Below are 21,157 nucleotides of genomic sequence, written 5' to 3'. Positions count from 1 at the left end.
GACCCAAGCCTCGTAGCAGCACGGCTTGCCGGCGGGAGCGGCCTCAAGATCGCCAACGCCGGCAAGCCGGACTGCTACGGGAAGGTGGCGTGTTTAGATTTTGATCTTGATCTTCGAACGCGATGGCACAGGCGCCGCCGAACGCGACGTAAAGGCGCCAGGCCGAGCGCAGGCGTCGTGGAGGGGGATGAGCGGCAGGACGGCGCGAAAGCTGTGCGGGCCAGGGACGGCCCATCACAGCGTGCCCCCGGAACGGCGCCGGAGTCGAGGGAAGTCCGAAGGACCCCAGCCAGGAGCAAATGGTTTGCCTACTTTCCCGAAAGAAAGTAGGTCGTCCGTAAGGGGCGAAACCCTAAGCCAAAAACCCCCGCGAAACCGGATATACACCCGATCCCAAAGTCACCCAAAGACGCTGAGCGTCGCACAAGCCATTCCCACGCAGAGCGTGGGAACGATCAACTTCCAGGCCTTACTTGGTCAAAAACTTGAACACGGTCGTCTGGCTATACGCCTTGCCCGGATCCAGCCGCGTGGACGGGAAGTTCTTCTGGTTCGGCGAGTCCGGATAGTGCTGCGTCTCCAAGGTGAACGCGCCCCAGTGCGGATAGATCTTGCCGCCCTTGCCTTTGACCGTGCCATCCAGGAAGTTGCCGGTATACAGCTGTACCCCCGGCTCGCTGGTAAAGAGTTGCAGACGACGACCCGATTTCGGATCGCTCACGTCCGCAGCAAGCGCCGCCACCTTGCCCTTGGTGTCCAGCACCCAGTTATGGTCATAACCGCCCTGGGTAGGCTCGGCGAATTTCAGCTGCTGGTGGTCTTCGCGGATGCGCTTGCCAAAGGCCACGGGCTTTAGGAAGTCCATCGGCGTGCCTGCCACCGGTGCGATCTCGCCGGTTGGAATCAGCTTCTCGTTGACCGGTGTGTAATGGCTGGCGTGAACGATGGCCACCTGATCCAGAATATCGCCGTTACCCGCACCCGCCAGGTTGAAGTAACTGTGGTTGGTCAGGTTGAGCACCGTCGGTTTGTCGGTCGTGGCGTGGTACTGGATGCGCAGTTCGTTCTTCTCGTTGAGGCTGTAGGTCACCTCGGTTTTCAGCGTACCGGGAAAGCCCATCTCGCCGTCCGCCGACACATAGGTCAGCTTGACCCCGACCCAGCCCTTGTCCTTGACCTGTTCGGCCTTCCAGATCTGCTTGTCGAAGCCCTTGGTGCCGCCGTGCAAGGCGTTGGTCTTGTCGTTCTGCGGCACCTGATAGGATTTGCCGTCCAGGCTGAACTTGCCGTCCGCCAGACGGTTGCCGAAACGGCCAATGGTGGCACCAAAGTAGGACGTGCCCTTGAGGTAGCCATCCAGATCATCGAAACCGAGCACCACGTCTTCTGTCTTGCCATTCTTGTCCGGTACCAGCAACGACTGCAGCGTGCCGCCATAGGTGATCACCGTGGCCTGCATCCCCAGGCTGTTGCGCAGGGTGTATTTCTCGACCGTGGTGCCGTCCGGCATCTTGCCGAACGCTGCGTGTTCGCTGGTGAGGCCCGTTGCGCCGTTGGCTTGCAGGGCGGCGGCCAGCAGGGTCAGTCCGATAGCAGGGATAAGCGTCTTCCTCATTGCGTCCTTCCTTTTTTGTTATTGAGCAGCGACGGCTGTAGGAGTGAGCTTGCTCGCGATGGCGTTCGTTCAGTCGGCTCCGTTTACAGGCTCGGACCCCATCGAGAGCAGGCTCATTCCTACATTGGTAATACTATTTTGGCTTCCTGTGACGGTATTTCTGTTTTATAGATCAAAAACACTCGATTTAAAAATTAATTGTAATACTATTTAGCTCAACTAAAGCTCGACTCCAGTCGCGAATCAGGTGTAGACCAGCTTTCGCCACTTGTACAGCCGTTTGACAGTCAATCATATGATGATTAGCCTCGATCTGCGGAAAGCACCGCAAAAAGGGGTAGGGCATGAGCAACAGTTTTCACGCCTCGACCGTAGACCGTCTCGGCGCCTGGATTGCTCAAGGCAGTGTGCCGCCGGGGCAGGCACTGAAGGTTGAAGCGGCGTTGGGCGAGGAGTTCGGGGTCAGTCGTACGGTGATCCGCGAGGCCATCAAGACGTTGGTGGCCAAGGGCATGCTGGAAGTCGGCCCGAAGGTCGGGACGCGGGTGTTACCGGTGCGCAGTTGGAACCTGTTCGACCCGCAGGTGGTCGGCTGGTTGGCAGCCAAGGGTTTGCCAAAGAGTTTTGTGATGGACCTGCTGGATCTGCGCCGGGCTATCGAACCGATGGCGGTGCGTTGGGCGTGTGAGCGGGCAACCCCTGCGCAGATCGCCGAGATTCAGGCGGCGTATGGCCTGCTGGCGGACAGCGTGGCGGACATGGGCGATTACAACCATGCCGACCAGCGCTTCCATGAGGCGGTGCTGGCGGCCAGCCATAACCAGTTCATCGAGCAGATGCTGCCGGCGCTGGGTGCACTGCTGGCGATTTCTTTCGAGGTTTCCTCGGCGGTGCCGGGCGAATTGGGACGTACGCTGCCGCTGCACAAAGACCTGGCGGACGCCATCGCCACCCGGGATGCAGCGCGAGGGGTCTGGGCCTGCATGAGCCTGATCGAGAACGCCTGCGAGGTGATTTCCCGCTCGCTGAGCGACTGAGCGACAACAGCTGTTCAAGACGGGCTGCGGCCCTGGACAAGAATAAAAACAGGACATTGGCATGAAGTGGCTTGCGGTCTGTGACCAGCGTTTCAAATTGGCCGAAGGGCCGTTCTGGGATCAATCCCGGCAGAACCTGTACTGGGTCGACATCGCCGGGTTTCGCGCCCTGCGCCTGCACCAGGGGCAGGTGCGGCACTGGCAATTCAACGAGCCGGTCTCGGCATTCATCCCCACCACTCAAGGCGATGCGCTGGTCACCCTGGCCAGTGGCGTGTACCGCCTCAACCTTGAATCCAGCGCCGATGCGCCTGGTCTGGCGCTGTTCTGCGAGGCTGATCCGGTGCCGGGCAACCGCGCCAACGAAGCCCGTTGCGACAGCCAGGGGCGGCTGTGGCTGGGCAGCATGCAGAACAATCTGGACGCCAAAGGCGGCGACGTACCGCTGGAACGCCGCTCCGGCGGACTTTTCAGGGTCGATGCCCGTGGCCAGTCAACCCCGCTGCTGGGCGGGCAGGGCATCGTCAACACCCTGCTCTGGGCCGATGACGACAGCTCGCTGCTGACCGCTGACAGCCTTGACGGTGTGATCTACCGCTACCCGATACTGACCGATGGCTCTCTGGGCGAGCGGCGCATCTGGGCAGCGCAGCATGTGCGCGGCGTGCCCGATGGCTCGGCGATGGATGCCCAGGGCTATGTCTGGAACGCCCGCTGGGGTGGGCACTGCATCATCCGCTTCGCGCCCGACGGCAGCATAGACCGGATAGTCGAAGTGCCGCTCAGTCACCCCACCAGTTGCGTGTTCGGCGGCCCCGACATGACCACCCTGTTCGTCACCAGCGCCAGGCCTTCCAGCGGAGCGCTTGAACTGGATGGCTGTGTGTTGAGCGTTGAAACCGGCATTCAGGGGCTGGCCTGCCAGCGCTTTGCCGGCTGAGGATTTCGGACTGCAAGCGAGTGTCACGGGCAGTGTGACACTCGGTTACATAGACTGCATTGATAATATGATATGACTGTTTTCAGTCGAAACGACCGTCAGGCCTTCACGCTTTCCGGTCGCCACGACACTCACTGCTGGACGCTGTAGCTAGTCAATAAAAATAAGGAGTTAGCTATGTTGAGTCGCCATGGGATTCGCTCCCTGTGCTGTGCTGCTGTTGCCACCGCTATCGTTGGAATGAGCGGCGGCGCCATCGCTGCCGACAAGGTCAAGATCGGCTTTCTGGTCAAACAGGCCGAAGAGCCATGGTTCCAGACCGAATGGCAGTTCGCTGAAAAGGCCGGCAAGGATCACGGTTTCGAAGTCATCAAGATCGCCGTTCCCGACGGCGAGAAAACCCTCACCGCCATCGACAACCTGGCTGCCAACGGCGCCAAGGGTTTTGTCATCTGCCCGCCTGACGTGTCCCTCGGCCCGGCCATCGTCGCCAAGGCCAAGGCCAACGATCTGAAGGTCATGGCCGTGGACGACCGCTTCGTCGACGCCAAGGGCAAGTTCATGGAAGACGTGCCGTACCTGGGCATGGCCGCGTTTGAAGTGGGCCAGAAGCAGGGCGCTGCCATGGCGACCGAGGCGCAGAATCGCAAGTGGGACTGGAAGGAAACCTACGCGATCATCAACACCTACAACGAGCTGGACACCGGCAAGAAGCGCACCGACGGCTCGGTCGATGCCCTGAAGAAAGCCGGCCTGCCTGAAGATCACATCCTCTTTACCCCGCAAAAGACCCTCGACGTGCCGGGCAGCATGGACGCCACCAACGCGGCCTTGCCTAAACTGCCAAGCGGCGCGAAAAACCTGATCGTCGGCGGCATGAACGACAACACCGTGCTCGGTGGCGTGCGTGCGACCGCCGGTGCAGGCTTCTCCCCGGACAACGTGATCGGGATCGGCATCAACGGCACCGACGCCATCGACGAGCTGAAAAAGCCGAAGAGCGGCTTCTTCGGCTCGATGCTCCCAAGCCCGGACAAAGAGGGCTACAACACCGCCCTGCAGATGTACGAGTGGGTCACCACTGGCAAGGAGCCGCCTAAATACACCGCCATGGACGACGTGACGCTTATCACCCGTGAGAACTTCAAGGACGTGCTGACCAAGATCGGTCTGTACAAGTAATCCCTGGCGACAATCTGCAAGGCCTCGCTTCACCCCAGGGTGGAGCGAGTGGGAGGTGGTTCATGCAACAGGCTTCTGCACCACAGGTACAGCAACAACAGGCGGGCGGCAGCCTGCGTTTCAACGGGATCGGCAAGACCTTTCCGGGGGTCAAGGCGCTGTCCGACATCAATTTCGAAGCCCGCCCCGGCAGTGTTCATGCGCTGATGGGCGAGAACGGCGCGGGCAAATCGACGCTGCTCAAGATTCTCGGCGGCTCGTATCAGCCCAACAGCGGCGACCTGCAGATCGGCGATCAACACCTGGCGTTCAAGTCCACGGCTGACAGCATTGCCGCCGGTGTCGCGGTGATTCACCAGGAACTGCACCTAGTGCCGGAAATGTCGGTGGCGGAGAACCTGCTGCTGGGGCACATGCCCAATCGTTTCGGGTTGGTGAATCGTCGGGCCATGATGCGCCGCGCGCGCGAACTGCTCAAAGGCCTGGCCGATGAAATCGATCCGGGCACGCGTCTGGGCGATCTGTCCCTCGGGCAACGGCAACTGGTGGAAATCGCCAAGGCCATGTCGCGCAATGCCCACGTCATCGCGTTCGACGAACCCACCAGCAGCCTTTCGGCGCGCGAGATCGACCGCCTGATGGCGATCATCGTCAAGCTGCGGGACGAGGGTCGGGTGATTCTGTATGTCTCCCACCGCATGGAAGAAATCTTTCGCGTGTGCGACGCGGTCACCGTCTTCAAGGACGGACGTTTCGTACGCACTTTCGAGGACATGGCCGACCTGGACCACGACCGACTGGTGACCTGCATGGTCGGCCGCGACATTCAGGACATCTACAACTACCGCCCGCGCCAGCACCAGGGGCCAAGCCTGCGTGTCACCGGTCTGTTGGGGCCTGGCTTGCAGGAGCCGGTGAGTTTCGCGGTGGATAAAGGCGAAGTGCTGGGCTTTTTCGGCCTGGTCGGCGCTGGGCGCACCGAGCTGTTTCGCATCCTCTCCGGATTGACCAGGAGCCAGGCCGGCACCCTGCAACTGGACGGCAAGCCGCTGAACCTCCGGTCGCCCCGCGACGCCATCGCCGCCGGGGTGTTGCTGTGCCCCGAGGACCGCAAGAAAGAGGGCATCGTGCCGCTTTCCAGCGTGGCCGAGAACATCAACATCGGCGCCCGCCCGCGGCATGTGCACCTGGGTTGCCTGATCCAGGGACGCTGGGAGCGGGACAACGCGAAGACCCAGATCCGCTCGATGAACGTCAAGACGCCATCACCCGAGCAGCAGATCATGTTCCTGTCCGGCGGCAATCAGCAAAAGGCCATTCTGGGCCGCTGGCTGTCGATGCCGATGAAGGTGCTGTTGCTGGACGAGCCGACTCGCGGCATCGACATCGGCGCCAAGTCCGAGATCTATCAGATCATCCATAACCTGGCCGCCGAGGGGATCGCGGTGATCGTGGTGTCCAGCGATCTGATGGAAGTCATGGGCATTTCCGACCGTATTCTGGTCATGAGCGAAGGCGCCATCACCGGCGAGCTTTCTCGTGACGAGGCCAACGAACAACGGTTGTTGCAACTGGCACTGCCGCGCACTCGCGGCTGACACCGGGTCAAGACAGTGAAAAATAAAAACGAGGTGCGTATGTCTACCGAAACCAGCCTGACGGCTCCCCGCCAGGGCATGAACATGCGTCGATTCTTCGACGACTGGGCCATGCTTCTCGCCGCATTGGGCATCTTTGTGCTCTGTGCCTTCCTGATCGACAACTTCATGTCTCCGCTGAATATGCGCGGGCTTGGGTTGGCGATTTCCACGGTCGGCATCGCTGCCTGCACCATGCTGTTCTGTCTCGCGTCCGGGCATTTCGACCTCTCGGTCGGCTCGGTGCTGGCCTGTTCGGGGGTGATCGCCGGGATCGTGATCCGTGACACCGACAGTGTGTTTTTCGGGGTCTCAGCGGCCCTGGTCATGGGGCTGGTGGTGGGGCTGATCAACGGCATCGTGATCGCCAAGCTGCGGATCAACGCGTTGATTACCACCCTGGCGACCATGCAGATCGTGCGCGGTCTGGCCTACATCTTTTCCAACGGTAAAGCGGTGGGCGTGGGTGACGAAGGCTTCTTCGTATTCGGTAATGGCCAGTTGTTCGGCGTGCCGGTGCCGATCCTGATCACCATCGTCTGCTTCGTGTTCTTTGGCTGGTTGCTGAACTACACCACCTACGGGCGCAACTCGCTGGCGATCGGTGGCAACCAGGAAGCTGCATTGCTGGCGGGTGTGCACGTGGACCGCACCAAGATCATCATCTTCGCGGTGCACGGCCTGATCGGCGCGCTGGCGGGCGTGGTGCTGGCTTCGAGGATGACCTCCGGGCAACCGATGATCGGGCAGGGCTTCGAGCTGACGGTGATTTCCGCGTGCGTGCTGGGCGGGGTATCGCTCAGTGGCGGAATCGGGATGATTCGTCACGTGATCGCGGGGGTGTTGATCCTGGCGATCATCGAGAACGCCATGAACCTGAAAAACATCGATACCTTCTATCAGTACGTGATTCGCGGGACGATTCTGTTGCTGGCGGTGATCATCGACCGGTTGAAGCGCCGCTGACATCACCCGAACCGTTGCAGTCCGGCTTGCCGGCGTCGGCGCTCTCCAGGACGCCGTCGCGGGCAAGCGCGCTCCTACAGGAATGAGGCCGCAAGGCTCTGCTCGACCCACCTGCAGAACCCAAGCATCGCGGTGTCGCTCATCATCGGGCCGATGAGTTGAATCCCCAGTGGCAACCCCTGATCGCCGACCCCCACGGGCAGATTCAGGCTCGGCAAACCCAGCAGGCTCCAGATCCGCGAGAACAGTGGATCCCCCGTGCGCTCCAGCCCAAGGTCGGCCTCGCCGCAGGCGCTGGGTGTGAGCAGCAGGTCATAATCGGCAAAGCCCCGCCCCAACTGATGCCGCGCCGACGCCACCTGTGCCCGGTGCTGCACACTCTGTTCAAAGGTCACGCGCGACCCACGCTCAAGCATCGCGACCAGTCTGTCGCTCAACAGCTCGCCATGATTCAGACGCTCATCGGCCAGCGCCTTGAATGCCTCGCCACACATCACCTGATCGTGCACCTCGACCAGGGCTGCCACTGAATCGGCCAGGGTCACATCGACCATGTGCACCCCCTTGGCTGCCAGCGTCCGCACCGTGGATTCGAACGCCTGTTGCGCCGACGCACTGGCCTTGTCCCAATAGGGTGAGCGACACACGCCGATACGCGGCTTGCGATCAACGGGCAACTGACGCCACTGCGGCGCGTTGGCCATCACTGACGTCAGCAGGGCCACGTCATCGACACAGCGACCGAATCCACCCACGGTGTCCAGCGATTCGCTCAGGCTCTTGACCCCGGCGCGGGAGATCAGGCCGAAGCTGGGTTTGAAACCCACCACGCCACAATAGGCCGCAGGCCGAATCACCGAAGCTGCGGTCTGCGTCCCCAACGCCAACGGCACCATGTGCGCACCGACGGCGGCCGCCGAGCCGCTGGATGAACCGCCGGGTGTGTGATCCGGGTTGTGCGGATTGCGCGTCGGGCCAGGGCTGAAGGTCGCGAATTCGCTGGTGACGGTTTTGCCCAGCACGATCGCGCCGGCGTTCCGGCACAGAGCGACGGCTGCGGCGTCATGATCCGGCCGGTGCGTCTGGTAGATCGGCGAGCCGTAGCCGGAGGGAAAATCCCGAGTGTCGAACAGATCCTTCACCCCCAGCGGCAAACCGTGCAGAGGGCCGCGCAACGGGCCGCGATCCAGCGCCCGTGCCTGCGCCATCGCGCTAGCCCCATCGTACTGGCGCCACGCCAGAACCTGTGGTTCGCGCGCCTCGATGCGCTCCAGGCACGCGCCCAGCAGCGCCTCGGCGCTGAGCGTCCGGGTCTGCAGCAGGCGGGCGGCTTCGCTGGCGGTGAGCTGGGTCAGGTCATGGGGAGTCATGGGCGCGGCACTGTCCGGTTGTTGTTCTGATGAAGCCGGATCATGCCGCAGGCAATGCGCGGTGTACACCGGGCACGCAGGGGAGGTCAGCTGAGCCGTGAGGTTTCGAAAATCAGCCGGATGGACGCCTGGGCCAGGGCCTGGGCTTCGTTGCGGAAGGTATCGAGTTCCGTCTTCACGGCATGGTCGTCAATGTCGTTTGCCTGGGATTCGATCAGAATCGTGATCTGGAACAGGGCCTCGATCAGTCCGTGCAGGTTACGATGCAGCTGATGCGTGACCTTGCTCATGTGTTCATTCGTGGCCGCGCCGTGGGGCGGCATGAGCGCCTGGGCGATGGTGTCTCCGGGACGTGAGCGGGTGCCGGTCAATACGTAATAGATATCGACGCCAGCTTCGGCGATTCGCAACAGGTAGTCGGCTTTCGGAGAGCGGGCACCGCTTTCATAGTTGCCCTGGGCATTGGTCTCGACGCCACCAAGGGTGCCCAGTGCGCTTTGCGACAGTTTCAGGCGAGTGCGTTCTTCGCGAAGTCTCGGGCCAATCCCTGTCATGTGTTTCTCCCCGCTGGCAGTGTTGCAGGCGGTGTCGCCCGCAAAAAGCCGGCAGCACGCACGATTTACAATCACGCTAAAGATGTATGGACGTTTAATTAATCAACTTCATGAATATGCCATGAATTGGTGCATTAAAGCCGTCTATCGGCTCCAAGACAAGTGTAAGTATTCGATTGGATCCTGATGTATACAAACGTTTGGAGTGTTTTTTTATGAAACGGGCGTATGGCAGTGGTGGGGTGTAAATTATACTCGTTCGCGTACATGTACAGCTTTATTCATGTTTTCTCGATGTTTATATCTAAATAGAAAGACTATTCATTCAATTAGATACTTTATCGACACTCGTTTGAGTGTCAATAAGTTATTGAGTAACATCACGAAGGGCAGCGGGTACCCGGTTGCCGGCCCCAGTCGGTCGCGGTTTTGGCAATGATGTCCGCCAGCGAGGAAAGCGCTTTCTGGTGGGCCAGCACCAGATTTTCGATGCCCGGCCCCGCAGGTTGACGCACCACGCTACTGCACGTCAGCGTCTGGCGGTGGCCATTGTTTTGATTAGAGCGAATACTCAAGTTCCAGACTACATCGATCATCGCATATTGGCCGATGATCGACTCGAAGCGCCGAACATCGGTACGAATGGACAATACAGGTAGTTCGTTCTGTTTGGGTAATCCTGCCAGATCTCGAACTCCGAAACGACGTTCTAATTCTCCCGTAAGTGCATCATGGAACTCATCGCCCAGTGGCGCGCCCCAGCGATCGTTCTCCAGAATCGCCAGGCTGCCGTCGCCCTGGCGCACGACCAGCGGGGGCTGATCGACCTGAACGGCCATCAGCACCGGCTGCATTTCGAACTGGAACGGCACCTGTGCGTGAGTGGCCTGGGTCTGGGTCGCAGGGGCTATCAAAGTATAGTAATGGGTGGGCGTGGACGAACAGGCGCCAAGGCCCAGGGCGCACGCCAGGGCCAGCAGGTGGTTACGCACGGTCATTGTGCAGGCTCCGGAGCAATTTCACGGGAAGAGGACGAACCTTTGTACGAGCCGGGCGCAGCATCGCCGGATCGACCGCGGATCAGTGATTCGGGATGGCGGCTGAGGAAGTCGGTGAGGACCCGGACCGAGCGTGCGGTGCGCTGGACTTCTTCCATGGCCTGGCCCAGTTGCAGCCGCGCCGGGGAATCATCCGACAGCGTAGCGTTGGCCGTGCCGATGGTCTTCTGAGCCTGCGCCAGGGTGCCGGTGACTTGTGGCAGGACCTGGCCGTTGACGTTCTTCATGGTCTTCTGCAGTTCGATCAGGCTGCCATTGAGGTTGTTCGCCAGGTCGTCGATCGGAATCTTGCCGAGCTTGTCGACGAAGGCCTGCAACTGTTCCTGCAGCTTGTCGAAGCTGCCGCCCACGGTTGGAATCTCCAGCGGACGAGCCTTGGCGTTATAGGCGATTTTCGGTGCCTTGGGGTCGAAATCCATGGCCACGTAAAGCTGGCCGGTCAGCAGGTTGCCGGTACGAATCTGCGCCCGCAGACCGCGCTCGACAAAACCGCCCAGGATTCTCGAGGTCTGCTCCTCTTCGTCGCCGCCACCGGCCTGTTCGCGCAGTTTGTCGTTGGCCGCGCCCAGGCGTTGCGGGTAAATCACCGCGCCGACCACGCCGGGGAAGGTGCGGGTGGCCGGGTCGTAGTCCAGGTCCACCGAGACCACGCGGCCGATGTTCACCCCCAGGAAGTCCACCGGGGCATTGACCACCAGGCCGCGCAGGGACTGGTTGAAGCGCATGCGGATGTATTTGGGATCGCCGTCGGGCGGCGCCAGGGCGGTGGCCTGGTCTTCGAACAGCTTGAACTCGGCGTTGCTGTCGGCAGGCTTGGCGTCCGGGCTGTACTTGGGTTCGCGAAAGGCGATGCCGCCGGAGATGATCGAGGTCAGCGACTGCGTCGATACCTTCAGACCGGCCGCACCGATGCTGACGTCCACGCCGCTGGCGTTCCAGAAGCGCGAGTCGGTCAGCACGTACTGATCGTTTGGCGAGTTGACGAAGATCTCGATGTCCACGCCCTTGCCGTCTTTTGCCAGTTCGTAGGCCACCACCTGGCCTACCTGGATCCGACGGAAGTAAATGGGCGAGCCGATGTCCAGCGACCCCAGGTCATCGGTGTGCAGGATGAAGCGCTTGCCCTTTTCGCCAAAGGTCACCGGCGGCGGGGTCTCAAGGCCGGTGAAGTCCTTTTTGGTTTCCTCGGAGCTGCCCGCGTCGGCGCCGATGAAGGCACCGGACAGCAGGGTATCGACCCCCGAAACACCGTGGGCACCGATGCGCGGGCGCACCACCCAGTATTGCGTGTCGGCGCGGGTGAAGGGAGTGGCCGACTGATTCAGATCGATGGTGGCCAGTACGTGAGTACGGTCCTCGCTCAGGGCGATATCGGAGACGGTGCCGATGACCACGTTCTTGTACTTGACCTGGGTTTTCTTGGCCTCCAGGCCTTCGGCGGTCAGGAAGCTGACCACCACCTTGGGGCCGACGTTGAGGAAGTCATGGATGACCATCGACAGGCCTATCACCCCGGCCACGATCGGTACCAGCCAGACCAGGGAAATACGCGCCTTGCGGGCCTTGACTTGCGGTCGCCCAGGGGCCTGCGCCGACGGGGGTAGGGTGTTCTCAGACATCTTCAACCTCTGCATCCCAGATCAACCGGGGATCGAAACTCATGGCGGCAAACATCGTCATCACCACCACCAAACCAAAAAACAGGATGCCCAGCCGCGGCTCGATGGTGCTCAAGCCGCGGAACTGGACCAGCGCCGCGACCAGGGCGACCACCAGCACGTCGAGCATCGACCAGTAGCCGATCAGCTCGATGAAGCGATAAAGCCTGGAGCGCTCGCGCATGGCCCACTGGCTGCGGCGCTGACAGGTGTAGAGCAACATGCCCAGCACCAGGAACTTGATGCACGGCACCAGCACGCTGGCGATGAAAATCAGGATGGCAATGTCCCACGAGCCGCCCTCGGCGAACTCGATCACACCGCTCATGATGGTGTTCTCACTGGACCGGCCTAGCAGGGTGGTGAACATCACGGGCAGGGTATTGGCTGGAATATAGAAGATCAGCCCGGCGATCAGGAACGCCCAGGTGCGCACCATGCTGTTGGGTTTGCGCGTGTGCACCGCCGATTCGCAGCGCGGGCAGACATGGGTATCTTGCGGGCAGACATAGCCGCACACATGGCAAAGGGTCACGTTGCGCTCGCGGGCGAAGGGAATGCCGTTCATTCGGGCTGCACCCCCAGCTCGTCCCACAGCCTTCTGATGTCCTTGCCGGCGATCAGCACGATCAGCACCATCAGCATCGCCATGGCCCACAGCCCGACGCCGGGATGCACGTCGAGCATGCCCGCCAGCTTGATGATGGCCACCAGGATCCCCAGCAGACACACCTCCAGCATGCTCCAGGGGCGCAGGTGCTCCAGGGTGCGCATGCAGGTCTTGAAGCCTGGAGCGATCTCGTTGCGATGGGCGTGCACCAGCACCCAGAACAGCAGGGCGATCTGCAGCGCCGGGGCCAGGATGATCGCCAGCCCCGCGACCAGCGCGATCAGGGTGATCTGCCCCTGGGCCAGCGCCTCGACCGAGCCCCAGAGCGTGACCTCGTTGTACAGGCCTTTCATGCTGATGCTGATCACCGGAAACACATTGGCGAAGATGAACAGGATGCCGGCGGCGATGCTCAGCGCCAGCATCTGCTCGATGCTCATGCGATGGCCGCGATCGAGCACCGCAGCGCAGCGCAGGCAATAGGCAGATTCGCCCTTGCTCAGGGGGTGGGCCTCATAGAGCGAGTCGCAGTGCTCGCAGATGATCCACTGGGCGGGATCGTCTACTGGTGGAGGCGTTGGATACATGGACAGCACGCTGATAGGTTCGATTGAGACATTGACCACATTGCCATCATCCGGTTCGATGCCAAGTTGTCGGTATTGGTGAATCAAAGCACGTTTTCGCACCCTGCCCGTGGTTGAGCTGTTGCGGTGTGTGTGGTCGGGGACAGACAAGTGTAACGCGCTGCGGCCCCGCGCGCTCCGTCCGATGCACATTGGACATCCGCTCGCCGCACCGACTAGGATCGATGCCTTGAGCCAGGGTCGGTGGGGTAGGGTGATGTCTGCATGGCGGTTGAACAGTTTATGGATGGACCAGCTCGACGAGCCGCTGACGCCCAGGGCATCGCTGCAACAGGATCTGGATGTCGATGTGGCGATCATCGGCGCCGGGTACACCGGGTTGTGGACGGCTTACTATCTCAAGCGCCACGCCCCGCAACTGAACGTCGCCATTGTCGAGGCGCAGACCGCAGGCTTTGGCGCCTCGGGGCGCAACGGCGGCTGGGTCATGGGCAACCTGCTGGGCGATGACCGGATGCTGGCGGGGTTCTCGGCAGAAGATCGCCGCGCCTCCTACGATTTGCTGTTCGGCATCCCCGATGAGGTCAAGAGCGTCATCGACCGCGAGGGCATCGACTGTGATTATCGCAAAGGCGGCGCATTGTACTGCGCGGCGCGTTACCCCGAGCAGGAAGCCAGCCTGCGGGCCTATCTGGACAAGCTCTACAAACAGGGACTGACCGAGGCCGACTATCGCTGGCTCACTCCTGAGCAATTGAGTTCGCAGCTGCGGATTGCCCGTGCCTACGGCGCCATTCATTTCTCCCACCTGGCGACCGTTCAGCCGGCCAGACTGGTTCGTGGCCTGGCGCGGGCGGTCGAGGCGCTGGGCGTGCCGATCTATGAAAATACCCCGGCCACCGACTGGCAGGCCGGGCAGGTCACAACCGCCTATGGCCGGATTCGCTGCCGTTGGGTGGTGCCTGCGGTGGAGGGGTATGCGGCCAGTATGCCCGCTCTGGCCCGCTATCAATTGCCGGTGCAGAGCCTGATTGTCGCGACCGAACCCTTGCCTGCGAGCGTCTGGGATGAAATCGGCCTGAACCAGGGGCAAGCGTTTGGTGAGAGCAGCAGGCAGGTCACCTACGGCCAGCGCTCGATGGACAATAGGCTGATCTTCGGCGCCCGTGGCGGCTATCAGTTTGGGGGCCGCCTGCGGGAAAACTTCGATCTGAGCACCAGCGAAGTCGAACTGCGGCGCTACCTGTTCGGCGAGTTGTTCCCGCAGTTGAAGCAGGTCCGTATTACGCATTCCTGGGGCGGCAACCTGGGGATGTCCCGGCGGTTTCACCCTCACATGCTGTGTGATCGGGCGAATGGAATCGCCTTGGCCGGTGGTTACGGCGGGGAGGGTGTGGCGGCGAGCAACCTGGGCGGACGCACCCTGGCCGACCTGATCCTTGAGCGCGACACGCCGCTGGTTCAGCAGCCCTGGGTGATTCGCGAAGGTGGGCTCAAGGCCCTGAAAGCCTGGGAGCCGGAACCCTGCCGCTGGCTGGGCTACAACGCGATCATCCGCAGCTTCGTCAGCGAAGACCAGACTCTGGCCGACCCTGCGACACCGGCCTGGCGACGCAAGATCGCCATGGGTGTGGCGGATTTCATGGAAGGGTTCATGAAGTAACCCGACGCCCATAAGATCGCCGTCGCGGGCAAGCGCGCTCCTACAGGAATGAGGCCCGACCCCGCCCGTAGCAGCACGGCTTGCCGGCGGGGGCGTGCGCAAGATCGACCCGAGGCCAGCCGACTAGAGCCTGGCCCAGAAATCCTCGGCGAAATCACTCAGCGCCATGGTCGGCCTGAACAGGCGGATTTCCACTGGAATGTCCCAATGCTCATCCAGCGCCCGGACCAGTTTACCGCTGCTGATTTCAGGTTCAGCCAGGGTCCTGGGCAGCCAGGCGATGCCTTTGCCTTCAAGTGCCATCGACAACAACACCGCCGCCAAATGGGAGGTGAACACCGTGTGCACGTTCGGCGGCTGAGGCTCCTTGCGCAGGCGTGCCGAGACGATGCGGCCCAGGCCCGATTCAGCGGTGTAGCCCAGCAGTGAAAGCGGCGTGTCGGCGGCAATCGCCTGCACCTGCTGCCCCTGCAATGGCATCAGTAAATCGCTGCCCACCACCTTGGAATGAAAGGATTCGGCGGGAAATTGCGGCGGCACTTCCGGGTGCTGGTGACACAGCAAAAACTGCACCTCGCCGCCCAGCAACATCTGCTCGCAGACCCGCATGTTGTCCGAATGCAGCCGGATCGCTTCGATGGGGCTGGTCCGTTCGGCCGCTCGCACCCACCCCGGGAAAAACGTGAACGAAAGCGAATGAGTGGCCGCGAAATGCAGCGAACGCGCCTGCTTACCGGCGACTTCGCGGGCTTCCTGGCGCATTTGATACAGGCGCCGGGTCATCTCCTGGGCACTGCCGAGCATGTGCCTGCCGGCCTCGGTCAGGGTCGCGCCCTGGGTCGTGCGCTCGAACAGATCGACCCCGACCCAGGTCTCCAGCGCGCGGATCCTGCGGCTGAATGCTGGCTGCGTGACATGGCGTAATTCGGCGGCACGGGAGAAGTTGCCGCTCTGCGCCAGCGCATTGAAATCTTCCAGCCAGACCAATTCCATCGTGATGCCATCCGCGCATTGAGTGCCGCGTTTTTAGCATTGGCCGCGCGCAAAGGTCCAGCCCTAGAGTGGCCCCGTCAACCGCTGCACCTCTTTCGAAAATAACAGGAGTGACCCATGCGCATCGTCGACATTCGCGAGAAAACCGTCTCCATTGCCTCGCCCATTGCCAACGCCTACATCGACTTTTCCAAGATGACCTGCTCGGTGGTGGCGGTGGTCACGGATGTGATTCGCGACGGCAAACCGGTGATCGGCTACGGCTTCAACTCCAATGGCCGCTATGGCCAGGGCGCCCTGATGCGCGATCGTTTCCTGGCCCGGGTGCTGGAAGCCGACCCTGAATCGCTGATCGACCAGGAACACAATAATCTGGACCCGTTCGCCATCTGGAAAACCCTGATGACCAACGAAAAACCGGGCGGTCACGGCGAGCGTTCGGTGGCTGTGGGCACCATCGACATGGCAGTGTGGGACGCCGTGGCCAAGATCGAGGGCAAGCCACTGTATCGCCTGCTGGCTGACCGTTATCGCAACGGCGTGGCCGACGACAAGGTCTGGGTGTATGCCGCAGGCGGTTACTACTACCCCGGCAAGGACCAGAGCAAGCTCAAGGCCGAGATGCAGAGCTACCTGGATCGAGGCTACGACGTAGTGAAAATGAAAATCGGCGCGGTGCCGCTGGCCGAGGATCTGCGCCGTATCGAAGCGGTGCTGGAAGTGGTGGGCGACGGTCAGCGCCTGGCGGTGGACGCCAACGGCCGTTTCGACCTCAAGACCGGCATCGCCTACGCCGAAGCGATTCGCCCTTACAACCTGTTCTGGTACGAGGAAGTGGGTGATCCGCTGGACTACGCGCTGCAAGCAGAGCTGGCCAACCACTACGACCTGCCGATGGCCACCGGCGAAAACCTGTTTTCCCATCAGGATGCGCGCAACCTGCTGCGCCACGGTGGCATGCGCCCGGACCGCGACTTCCTGCAGTTCGACTGCGCACTGTCCTACGGGCTCGTGGAGTACCTGCGTACTCTGGATGTGATGCAGGAACTGGGCTGGTCGTCGCGCCGCGTGGTGCCCCACGGCGGTCACCAGATGTCGCTGAACATCGCCGCCGGCCTGCACCTGGGCGGCAACGAGTCGTACCCCGACGTGTTCCAGCCGTTTGGCGGCTTTGCCGATGGCATCCGGGTAGAGAACGGCTACGTCGGCCTGCCGGACATCCCGGGCGTGGGCTTCGAAGCCAAGTCGGCGCTGTATGCGGTGATGCGCGAGCTGGGTGAGGGCGCCTAAGTCCTGCTCATTCCACTTTGTAGGAGCGCGCTTGCCCGCGACCACGATCTGACAGCGATGAATGGATCGATTGATACGGCGCCGTCGTCCGAATGCGGCCCAGAGCAAGCGCGCTCCTACAAGACAAGCATCTCAAGCAACTGTCCTTTCCCCTCATACAAAAACAACAGTGAGGCATCCCATGGAACAGGCTTCGACACGCTGGTACAGCCAGCTCTACGTTCAGGTACTGATCGGCATCGTCATCGGCGGTGCGGTCGGCTTCTTTCTTCCCGATATCGGCGCCAAGCTGCAACCCCTCGCCGACGGCTTCATCAAACTTATCAAGATGCTGCTGGCGCCGATCATTTTCGGCACAGTGGTGGTGGGCATCGCCAAGATGGGCAGCGTCAAGGAAGTGGGGCGCATCGGCGCCAAGGCGCTGATCTATTTCGAAATCCTCTCGACCCTGGCGCTGGTGATCGGCCTGGTGGTGGTCAACATTCTCAAGCCCGGCGTGGGCATGAACATCGACATCAACACCATCAACGGCAGCGCGATCACTGGCTACACCCAGGCTGCGGCGGCCCAGGGCGGGGTGGTCGAGTTCTTCATGAACATCATCCCCACCACGCTGTTCGACGCCTTCGCCAAGGGCGCGATGCTGCAGGTGATTCTGGTCTCGGTGCTGATGGGCGTGGCGCTGGTGCAGATCGGCGAGCCGGTCAAACCGCTGGTCAACGTCATCGACATGCTGCTGCAAAGCCTGTTTCGGGTGGTGGCGATGGTCATGCGCCTGGCTCCGCTGGGTGCGGGGGCCGGCATGGCGTTCACCATCGGCAAGTACGGCATCGGTACGCTGTTGTCGCTGGGGCAACTGCTGGTGGCGCTGTATGCCACGACACTGATCTTCATCGTGGTGATCCTGGGCGCCGTGGCGCGCTGGTCGGGGCTGCCGCTGATGCAGTTTCTGCGCTACTTCAAGGATGAAATCCTGGTCACCCTCGGTACCTGCTCAACCGAGGCGGTGCTGCCGCGCATGATGGTCAAGCTCGAGAAGCTGGGCTGCGAAAAATCCGTGGTCGGCATGGTCCTGCCCACCGGTTACACCTTCAACTCGGACGGCACCTGCATCTACCTGACCATGGCGGCGATTTTCGTCGCCCAGGCCACCAACACCCCACTGACCCTGTGGGATCAACTGACGGTGCTGGGCGTGTTGCTGCTGACCTCCAAAGGCTCGGCGGGCGTGGCCGGGGCCGGCTTCGTGACGCTGGCAGCGACGCTGTCGGTGTTCCACGGTATCCCGATGATCGGCCTGGTGCTGTTGCTCGGCGTCGATCGCTTCCTCAACGAGGCGCGAGCCGTCACCAACCTGATCGGTAACGGCATCGGCACGATTGCCATCGCCAAGTGGGACGGCTCGTTCGACAAGGCCCAGGCGGCCCGTGAAATTGCCGCCATGAATGAAGGCTCGGCCAAGGGGGACAAGCGCGTCGATTCAGTGGTCACTGCCCGCGTCGGAAAGTCGCAGGTGTAGGGCGCAAGGGCTGGCGGTCGGCGGGTGTCCGCTGCCCGCTACACAGCCGTGTTACAACTTGAAATGACCTGCGATGGTAGACTTGCGCCACTTCAAATGAGGAGCGACAGACGTGCGCAAGATGGCAATGATGGTGGCGGTGTTGATGCTGGCAGGCTGCGATGCTGGAAAACCAGCGCCGACGCCCAAGGTGTCAGCCGCTGACTCGGTCGCGGAAGCACCGACCCCGGCCTCGGATCAGTGGACCATTCGCGTTCATTTGAAAGAAGCCCTGAGCGACATGAGCTACTGGCTGGTCGAGCACCATTACCCCATGTATGTGGTCAAGGTCGATGGCAAGGAAGTGGTGATGATCGGTCCGTTCGACTCGAAGGACGCCGCTGAAAAATCCAAGACCGACATCGACGCCGCCCTGGTCAAGGGGCATCGTCTGTCGCAGCTGGAAGTGATCCCGCCCAAGCCGTAATCTTCCGCCGGGGATCATCGTCCGACCAATTACCGTTACTTGTCCGGCCGGTCGCCGTAACGTGTCCGGCCGGTCGCCGTAACGTGTCCGGCCGGTCGCCGTAACGTGTCCGGCCGGTCGCCGTAACTTGTAGGAGCGCGCTTGCCCGCGACCGCGATCTGACAGCGATGAATGTATCGACTGACACGACGCCTTCGCGGGCAAGCGCGCTCCTACAGGGATTGTCCGGGTCGTATCAACGACGGCCCAGCAACAAACCGACCACCAGGCCGAAGCCGGCCGAGATCGCCACAGTCTGCCATGGGTGGCCGCCGATGTAGGTTTCGGTAGCTTCGACCGCAGGCTTGGTGCGATCACGCACGCTGCCCACCGAATCCAGCGCCTGCTTGAGTTTCAGGCTCAACTGCGCACGCATGGTTTCTGCCTCTTCGCCGACCAGCGCGGCGCTGTCCTTGAGCAGTTTGTCGGACTCTTCGATCAGGGCCGCCAGTTCGCTGAATGCCTGATCCTTGATCTGTTCGGCGGCGGTCTGGGAAGCGGTTTTACGAGCCATGGCTATTTCCTTTCAGTTGAGAATGGCAGTGAGCAATGGAGTCCTGGCGCTTCGAAAAAGTTGCAGGGCATTTCAAGCCCGAGGAAAAAAGTGCGACGAATGAAGGCAAGCTTCTGTCCGCTCGGGTGTAAGATGCTGTCGCTTTTCGATCGTCAGTCAACGGCGAGCGAGTGTTCTGTTTTTGCACATCGAGGTAGACGTCATGAGTTTCAACCTGGCCAACAAGTCCCTTGCCGAGCGCGCAGAGATCGAGGACGAAAAGTCCCGTCTGTTCGAGCTGTGGCAGAGCAACCTGGGCAAGTCCAAGGGTGAAGCCGCCCGGCTGATGGGCGAGCGCAGCAAGCGCAAGGGCAAATGGTCGGAGTGGGTGCGGGCCGAGCTGGACGCCATGTCGCCGCCCGAGTACGCCAACATGGTGCGCGCCGAAGTGAACCGCCTGGTGGCCGCCGCCCGCGGCTGATTCAGAACAGCCCCTGTATCGCCTCGCGCACCTTGAGCACCGCCGAGTCCAGTTGGGTGGAGGTGCGCCAGCCCAGCTCGACAGGATAGCGCGGCATCGGCAGGGGGCATTCGAGCAGGGCCAGCCCGGCAATCTGCGCCACCGCTTGCGCGGCGTGTGACGGAATGGTCGAAATCGCGTCGGTGCCCTTGAGCAGGTAGGGCAAGGCCGCGAAATGGGTGGTCGAGGCGCAGACCGTGCGGCTCAGGCCCAGGCTCGACAGGCCTTCGTCGACCATGCCGATGAAGCCGCCCGACGACACCAGAATCTGCTCTCGGGCGATGAACTCCCCAAGGCTCAATGTGCGCTGGCCGGGCGCCAGGCTGGCCGGGTCCGCCAGGCACAGATATCCGCCTTCCCCCAGCACCCTGCGGCTGAGCAGCCGTTCGGCGAATCCTCCCGATGCCACCGCCAGGTCGATGCTGCGCTCCATCAGTGCTGTGCCGACGATCTGGCTGTGGGTCTGGCGAAAGATCAGGCGCAACCCCGGCGCGCTGTGCCGCACCGCTGCCATGAGGCGCCTGCCGAACGCGATCTCGAAGTCATCCGACCAGCCCAACGCCACCGAGCGTCCTTCGAAATGACTGCCCTCGGGCTCGACCATCGCCAGGCTTTGCCGGCACTTGTTCAGCGCGTCAGAGACCACCGGCTTGAGCTGGTTGGCCCGCAGGGTCGGCGCCAGCCCACGGCCCGTACGCTCGAACAGTTGATCGTCGTAAACCTCGCGCAGGCGGCGCAACGAGGCGCTGACCGCCGATTGCGTGACGCCCAGGCGCAATGCCGCGCGGCTGGCGCTGGCCTCATCGTGCAGGGCTTCGAAGACTTTCAGCAGATTAAGGTCGACGCTGGCGATATTCATGCTGCTCATATCATTAACAAGTGGCGAGGGGTTTATTCATGTTGAGGGTGAGGCGGAGAATTGGCAACAGATCCCGCATTCACATCACAAGGAGTACCCCT

The 21,157-nt window shown here is 61.9% G+C and carries 20 protein-coding genes; 10 read left to right on the top strand and 10 right to left on the bottom strand.

The features are described 5' to 3' along the window. Positions 1 to 469 precede the first annotated feature (469 nt). A complete protein-coding gene (locus ACIPOO_RS24440) occupies positions 470 to 1,615 on the bottom strand; it encodes an aldose epimerase family protein (protein ID WP_274133325.1) in 1,146 nt (381 codons plus the stop codon). A 344-nt stretch (positions 1,616 to 1,959) separates the two neighbouring features. Here ACIPOO_RS24440 and ACIPOO_RS24435 point away from each other — a divergent pair, with 344 nt between their 5' ends. From ACIPOO_RS24435 to araH, 5 genes are all read left to right on the top strand, one after another. After that, positions 1,960 to 2,652, top strand: coding sequence for a FadR/GntR family transcriptional regulator (locus tag ACIPOO_RS24435; protein ID WP_400610390.1), 693 nt, complete (start codon positions 1,960 to 1,962; stop codon positions 2,650 to 2,652). Positions 2,653 to 2,713: 61 nt separating this feature from the next. Next, positions 2,714 to 3,592, top strand: a complete 879-nt coding sequence (locus ACIPOO_RS24430) for an SMP-30/gluconolactonase/LRE family protein (protein ID WP_400610388.1) — start codon at positions 2,714 to 2,716, stop codon at positions 3,590 to 3,592. 177 nt (positions 3,593 to 3,769) lie between these two features. Beyond that, the gene (locus tag ACIPOO_RS24425; protein WP_274133318.1) at positions 3,770 to 4,774 is read left to right on the top strand and encodes a substrate-binding domain-containing protein; all 1,005 of its coding nucleotides are present in this window, start codon (positions 3,770 to 3,772) and stop codon (positions 4,772 to 4,774) included. 62 nt (positions 4,775 to 4,836) lie between these two features. Next, the gene (gene araG, locus ACIPOO_RS24420) at positions 4,837 to 6,372 is read left to right on the top strand and encodes an L-arabinose ABC transporter ATP-binding protein AraG (RefSeq protein WP_274133316.1); all 1,536 of its coding nucleotides are present in this window, start codon (positions 4,837 to 4,839) and stop codon (positions 6,370 to 6,372) included. Between the two features lie 39 nt (positions 6,373 to 6,411). Beyond that, on the top strand, positions 6,412 to 7,377 hold the full coding sequence (gene araH, locus ACIPOO_RS24415) for an L-arabinose ABC transporter permease AraH (RefSeq protein ID WP_400610386.1): 966 nt from the start codon (positions 6,412 to 6,414) through the stop codon (positions 7,375 to 7,377). A 74-nt stretch (positions 7,378 to 7,451) separates the two neighbouring features. On the opposite strand, the gene ACIPOO_RS24410 is transcribed toward araH, so the two are convergent. From ACIPOO_RS24410 to ACIPOO_RS24385, 6 genes are all read right to left on the bottom strand, one after another. Then, on the bottom strand, positions 7,452 to 8,747 hold the full coding sequence (locus ACIPOO_RS24410; protein ID WP_400610383.1) for an amidase: 1,296 nt from the start codon (positions 8,745 to 8,747) through the stop codon (positions 7,452 to 7,454). Between the two features lie 86 nt (positions 8,748 to 8,833). Continuing rightward, positions 8,834 to 9,301, bottom strand: coding sequence for a helix-turn-helix domain-containing protein (locus ACIPOO_RS24405; RefSeq protein WP_400610381.1), 468 nt, complete (start codon positions 9,299 to 9,301; stop codon positions 8,834 to 8,836). Positions 9,302 to 9,681: 380 nt separating this feature from the next. Further along, positions 9,682 to 10,299 (bottom strand): membrane integrity-associated transporter subunit PqiC, encoded by a 618-nt coding sequence (locus ACIPOO_RS24400; RefSeq protein ID WP_400610379.1) that lies wholly within the window; start codon positions 10,297 to 10,299, stop codon positions 9,682 to 9,684. After that, entirely contained in the window at positions 10,296 to 11,978 is a 1,683-nt protein-coding gene (locus ACIPOO_RS24395; RefSeq protein WP_400610377.1) for an intermembrane transport protein PqiB, read from the bottom strand. The genes ACIPOO_RS24400 and ACIPOO_RS24395 overlap by 4 nt, the downstream gene beginning before the upstream one ends. Further along, positions 11,971 to 12,585: a paraquat-inducible protein A gene (locus tag ACIPOO_RS24390; RefSeq protein ID WP_274133304.1), complete on the bottom strand. Its 615-nt coding sequence runs from the start codon at positions 12,583 to 12,585 to the stop codon at positions 11,971 to 11,973. The genes ACIPOO_RS24395 and ACIPOO_RS24390 overlap by 8 nt, the downstream gene beginning before the upstream one ends. Then, complete coding sequence (locus ACIPOO_RS24385) at positions 12,582 to 13,214, bottom strand: paraquat-inducible protein A (RefSeq protein WP_400610455.1); 633 nt, start codon at positions 13,212 to 13,214, stop codon at positions 12,582 to 12,584. Before ACIPOO_RS24385 ends, ACIPOO_RS24390 begins: the two co-directional genes overlap by 4 nt. 256 nt (positions 13,215 to 13,470) lie before the next feature. Between ACIPOO_RS24385 and ACIPOO_RS24380 the strand changes: the two genes are divergently transcribed. Further along, positions 13,471 to 14,877 carry an NAD(P)/FAD-dependent oxidoreductase gene (locus tag ACIPOO_RS24380; RefSeq protein WP_400610374.1) on the top strand — a complete coding sequence of 469 codons (1,407 nt, stop codon included), beginning with the start codon at positions 13,471 to 13,473 and terminating at the stop codon, positions 14,875 to 14,877. A gap of 123 nt (positions 14,878 to 15,000) precedes the next feature. Here the strand turns inward: ACIPOO_RS24380 and ACIPOO_RS24375 are convergent, their stop codons facing one another. Continuing rightward, complete coding sequence (locus ACIPOO_RS24375) at positions 15,001 to 15,870, bottom strand: LysR family transcriptional regulator (protein WP_274133300.1); 870 nt, start codon at positions 15,868 to 15,870, stop codon at positions 15,001 to 15,003. Positions 15,871 to 15,987: 117 nt separating this feature from the next. Here ACIPOO_RS24375 and ACIPOO_RS24370 point away from each other — a divergent pair, with 117 nt between their 5' ends. The 3 genes from ACIPOO_RS24370 (at position 15,988) to ACIPOO_RS24360 (ending at position 19,145) form a co-directional block, all read left to right on the top strand. After that, positions 15,988 to 17,160 (top strand): mandelate racemase/muconate lactonizing enzyme family protein, encoded by a 1,173-nt coding sequence (locus ACIPOO_RS24370; RefSeq protein ID WP_400610372.1) that lies wholly within the window; start codon positions 15,988 to 15,990, stop codon positions 17,158 to 17,160. 181 nt (positions 17,161 to 17,341) lie between these two features. Then, positions 17,342 to 18,679 (top strand): C4-dicarboxylate transporter DctA, encoded by a 1,338-nt coding sequence (gene dctA / locus ACIPOO_RS24365; RefSeq protein ID WP_274133296.1) that lies wholly within the window; start codon positions 17,342 to 17,344, stop codon positions 18,677 to 18,679. Between the two features lie 112 nt (positions 18,680 to 18,791). Then, entirely contained in the window at positions 18,792 to 19,145 is a 354-nt protein-coding gene (locus ACIPOO_RS24360) for an SPOR domain-containing protein (protein ID WP_274133294.1), read from the top strand. A gap of 235 nt (positions 19,146 to 19,380) precedes the next feature. Here ACIPOO_RS24360 and ACIPOO_RS24355 read toward each other — a convergent pair whose 3' ends face one another. Then, a complete protein-coding gene (locus ACIPOO_RS24355; RefSeq protein WP_274133292.1) occupies positions 19,381 to 19,698 on the bottom strand; it encodes a YqjD family protein in 318 nt (105 codons plus the stop codon). A gap of 202 nt (positions 19,699 to 19,900) precedes the next feature. Here ACIPOO_RS24355 and ACIPOO_RS24350 point away from each other — a divergent pair, with 202 nt between their 5' ends. Further along, positions 19,901 to 20,158 carry a hypothetical protein gene (locus ACIPOO_RS24350; RefSeq protein WP_400610369.1) on the top strand — a complete coding sequence of 86 codons (258 nt, stop codon included), beginning with the start codon at positions 19,901 to 19,903 and terminating at the stop codon, positions 20,156 to 20,158. A 1-nt stretch (position 20,159) separates the two neighbouring features. Here the strand turns inward: ACIPOO_RS24350 and ACIPOO_RS24345 are convergent, their stop codons facing one another. After that, entirely contained in the window at positions 20,160 to 21,065 is a 906-nt protein-coding gene (locus tag ACIPOO_RS24345; RefSeq protein WP_400610367.1) for a LysR family transcriptional regulator, read from the bottom strand. Positions 21,066 to 21,157: the final 92 nt, after the last annotated feature.

The organism is Pseudomonas sp. NPDC090201 (assembly GCF_044746825.1).
GTDB classification, from domain to species: Bacteria; Pseudomonadota; Gammaproteobacteria; order Pseudomonadales; family Pseudomonadaceae; genus Aquipseudomonas; species Aquipseudomonas putida_AD.
The sequence above is the reverse complement of the archived record's forward strand: the minus strand, read 5'-3'. Positions and strand labels throughout refer to the sequence as shown.

Coding starts and splice junctions, on each gene's coding strand:
- ACIPOO_RS24440 (WP_274133325.1), bottom strand. CDS start 1,615: ATGAGGAAGACGCTTATCCCTGCTATCGGACTGACCCTGCTGGCCGCC.
- ACIPOO_RS24435 (WP_400610390.1), top strand. CDS start 1,960: ATGAGCAACAGTTTTCACGCCTCGACCGTAGACCGTCTCGGCGCCTGG.
- ACIPOO_RS24430 (WP_400610388.1), top strand. CDS start 2,714: ATGAAGTGGCTTGCGGTCTGTGACCAGCGTTTCAAATTGGCCGAAGGG.
- ACIPOO_RS24425 (WP_274133318.1), top strand. CDS start 3,770: ATGTTGAGTCGCCATGGGATTCGCTCCCTGTGCTGTGCTGCTGTTGCC.
- araG (WP_274133316.1), top strand. CDS start 4,837: ATGCAACAGGCTTCTGCACCACAGGTACAGCAACAACAGGCGGGCGGC.
- araH (WP_400610386.1), top strand. CDS start 6,412: ATGTCTACCGAAACCAGCCTGACGGCTCCCCGCCAGGGCATGAACATG.
- ACIPOO_RS24410 (WP_400610383.1), bottom strand. CDS start 8,747: ATGACTCCCCATGACCTGACCCAGCTCACCGCCAGCGAAGCCGCCCGC.
- ACIPOO_RS24405 (WP_400610381.1), bottom strand. CDS start 9,301: ATGACAGGGATTGGCCCGAGACTTCGCGAAGAACGCACTCGCCTGAAA.
- ACIPOO_RS24400 (WP_400610379.1), bottom strand. CDS start 10,299: ATGACCGTGCGTAACCACCTGCTGGCCCTGGCGTGCGCCCTGGGCCTT.
- ACIPOO_RS24395 (WP_400610377.1), bottom strand. CDS start 11,978: ATGTCTGAGAACACCCTACCCCCGTCGGCGCAGGCCCCTGGGCGACCG.
- ACIPOO_RS24390 (WP_274133304.1), bottom strand. CDS start 12,585: ATGAACGGCATTCCCTTCGCCCGCGAGCGCAACGTGACCCTTTGCCAT.
- ACIPOO_RS24385 (WP_400610455.1), bottom strand. CDS start 13,214: ATGTATCCAACGCCTCCACCAGTAGACGATCCCGCCCAGTGGATCATC.
- ACIPOO_RS24380 (WP_400610374.1), top strand. CDS start 13,471: ATGTCTGCATGGCGGTTGAACAGTTTATGGATGGACCAGCTCGACGAG.
- ACIPOO_RS24375 (WP_274133300.1), bottom strand. CDS start 15,870: ATGGAATTGGTCTGGCTGGAAGATTTCAATGCGCTGGCGCAGAGCGGC.
- ACIPOO_RS24370 (WP_400610372.1), top strand. CDS start 15,988: ATGCGCATCGTCGACATTCGCGAGAAAACCGTCTCCATTGCCTCGCCC.
- dctA (WP_274133296.1), top strand. CDS start 17,342: ATGGAACAGGCTTCGACACGCTGGTACAGCCAGCTCTACGTTCAGGTA.
- ACIPOO_RS24355 (WP_274133292.1), bottom strand. CDS start 19,698: ATGGCTCGTAAAACCGCTTCCCAGACCGCCGCCGAACAGATCAAGGAT.
- ACIPOO_RS24350 (WP_400610369.1), top strand. CDS start 19,901: ATGAGTTTCAACCTGGCCAACAAGTCCCTTGCCGAGCGCGCAGAGATC.
- ACIPOO_RS24345 (WP_400610367.1), bottom strand. CDS start 21,065: ATGAGCAGCATGAATATCGCCAGCGTCGACCTTAATCTGCTGAAAGTC.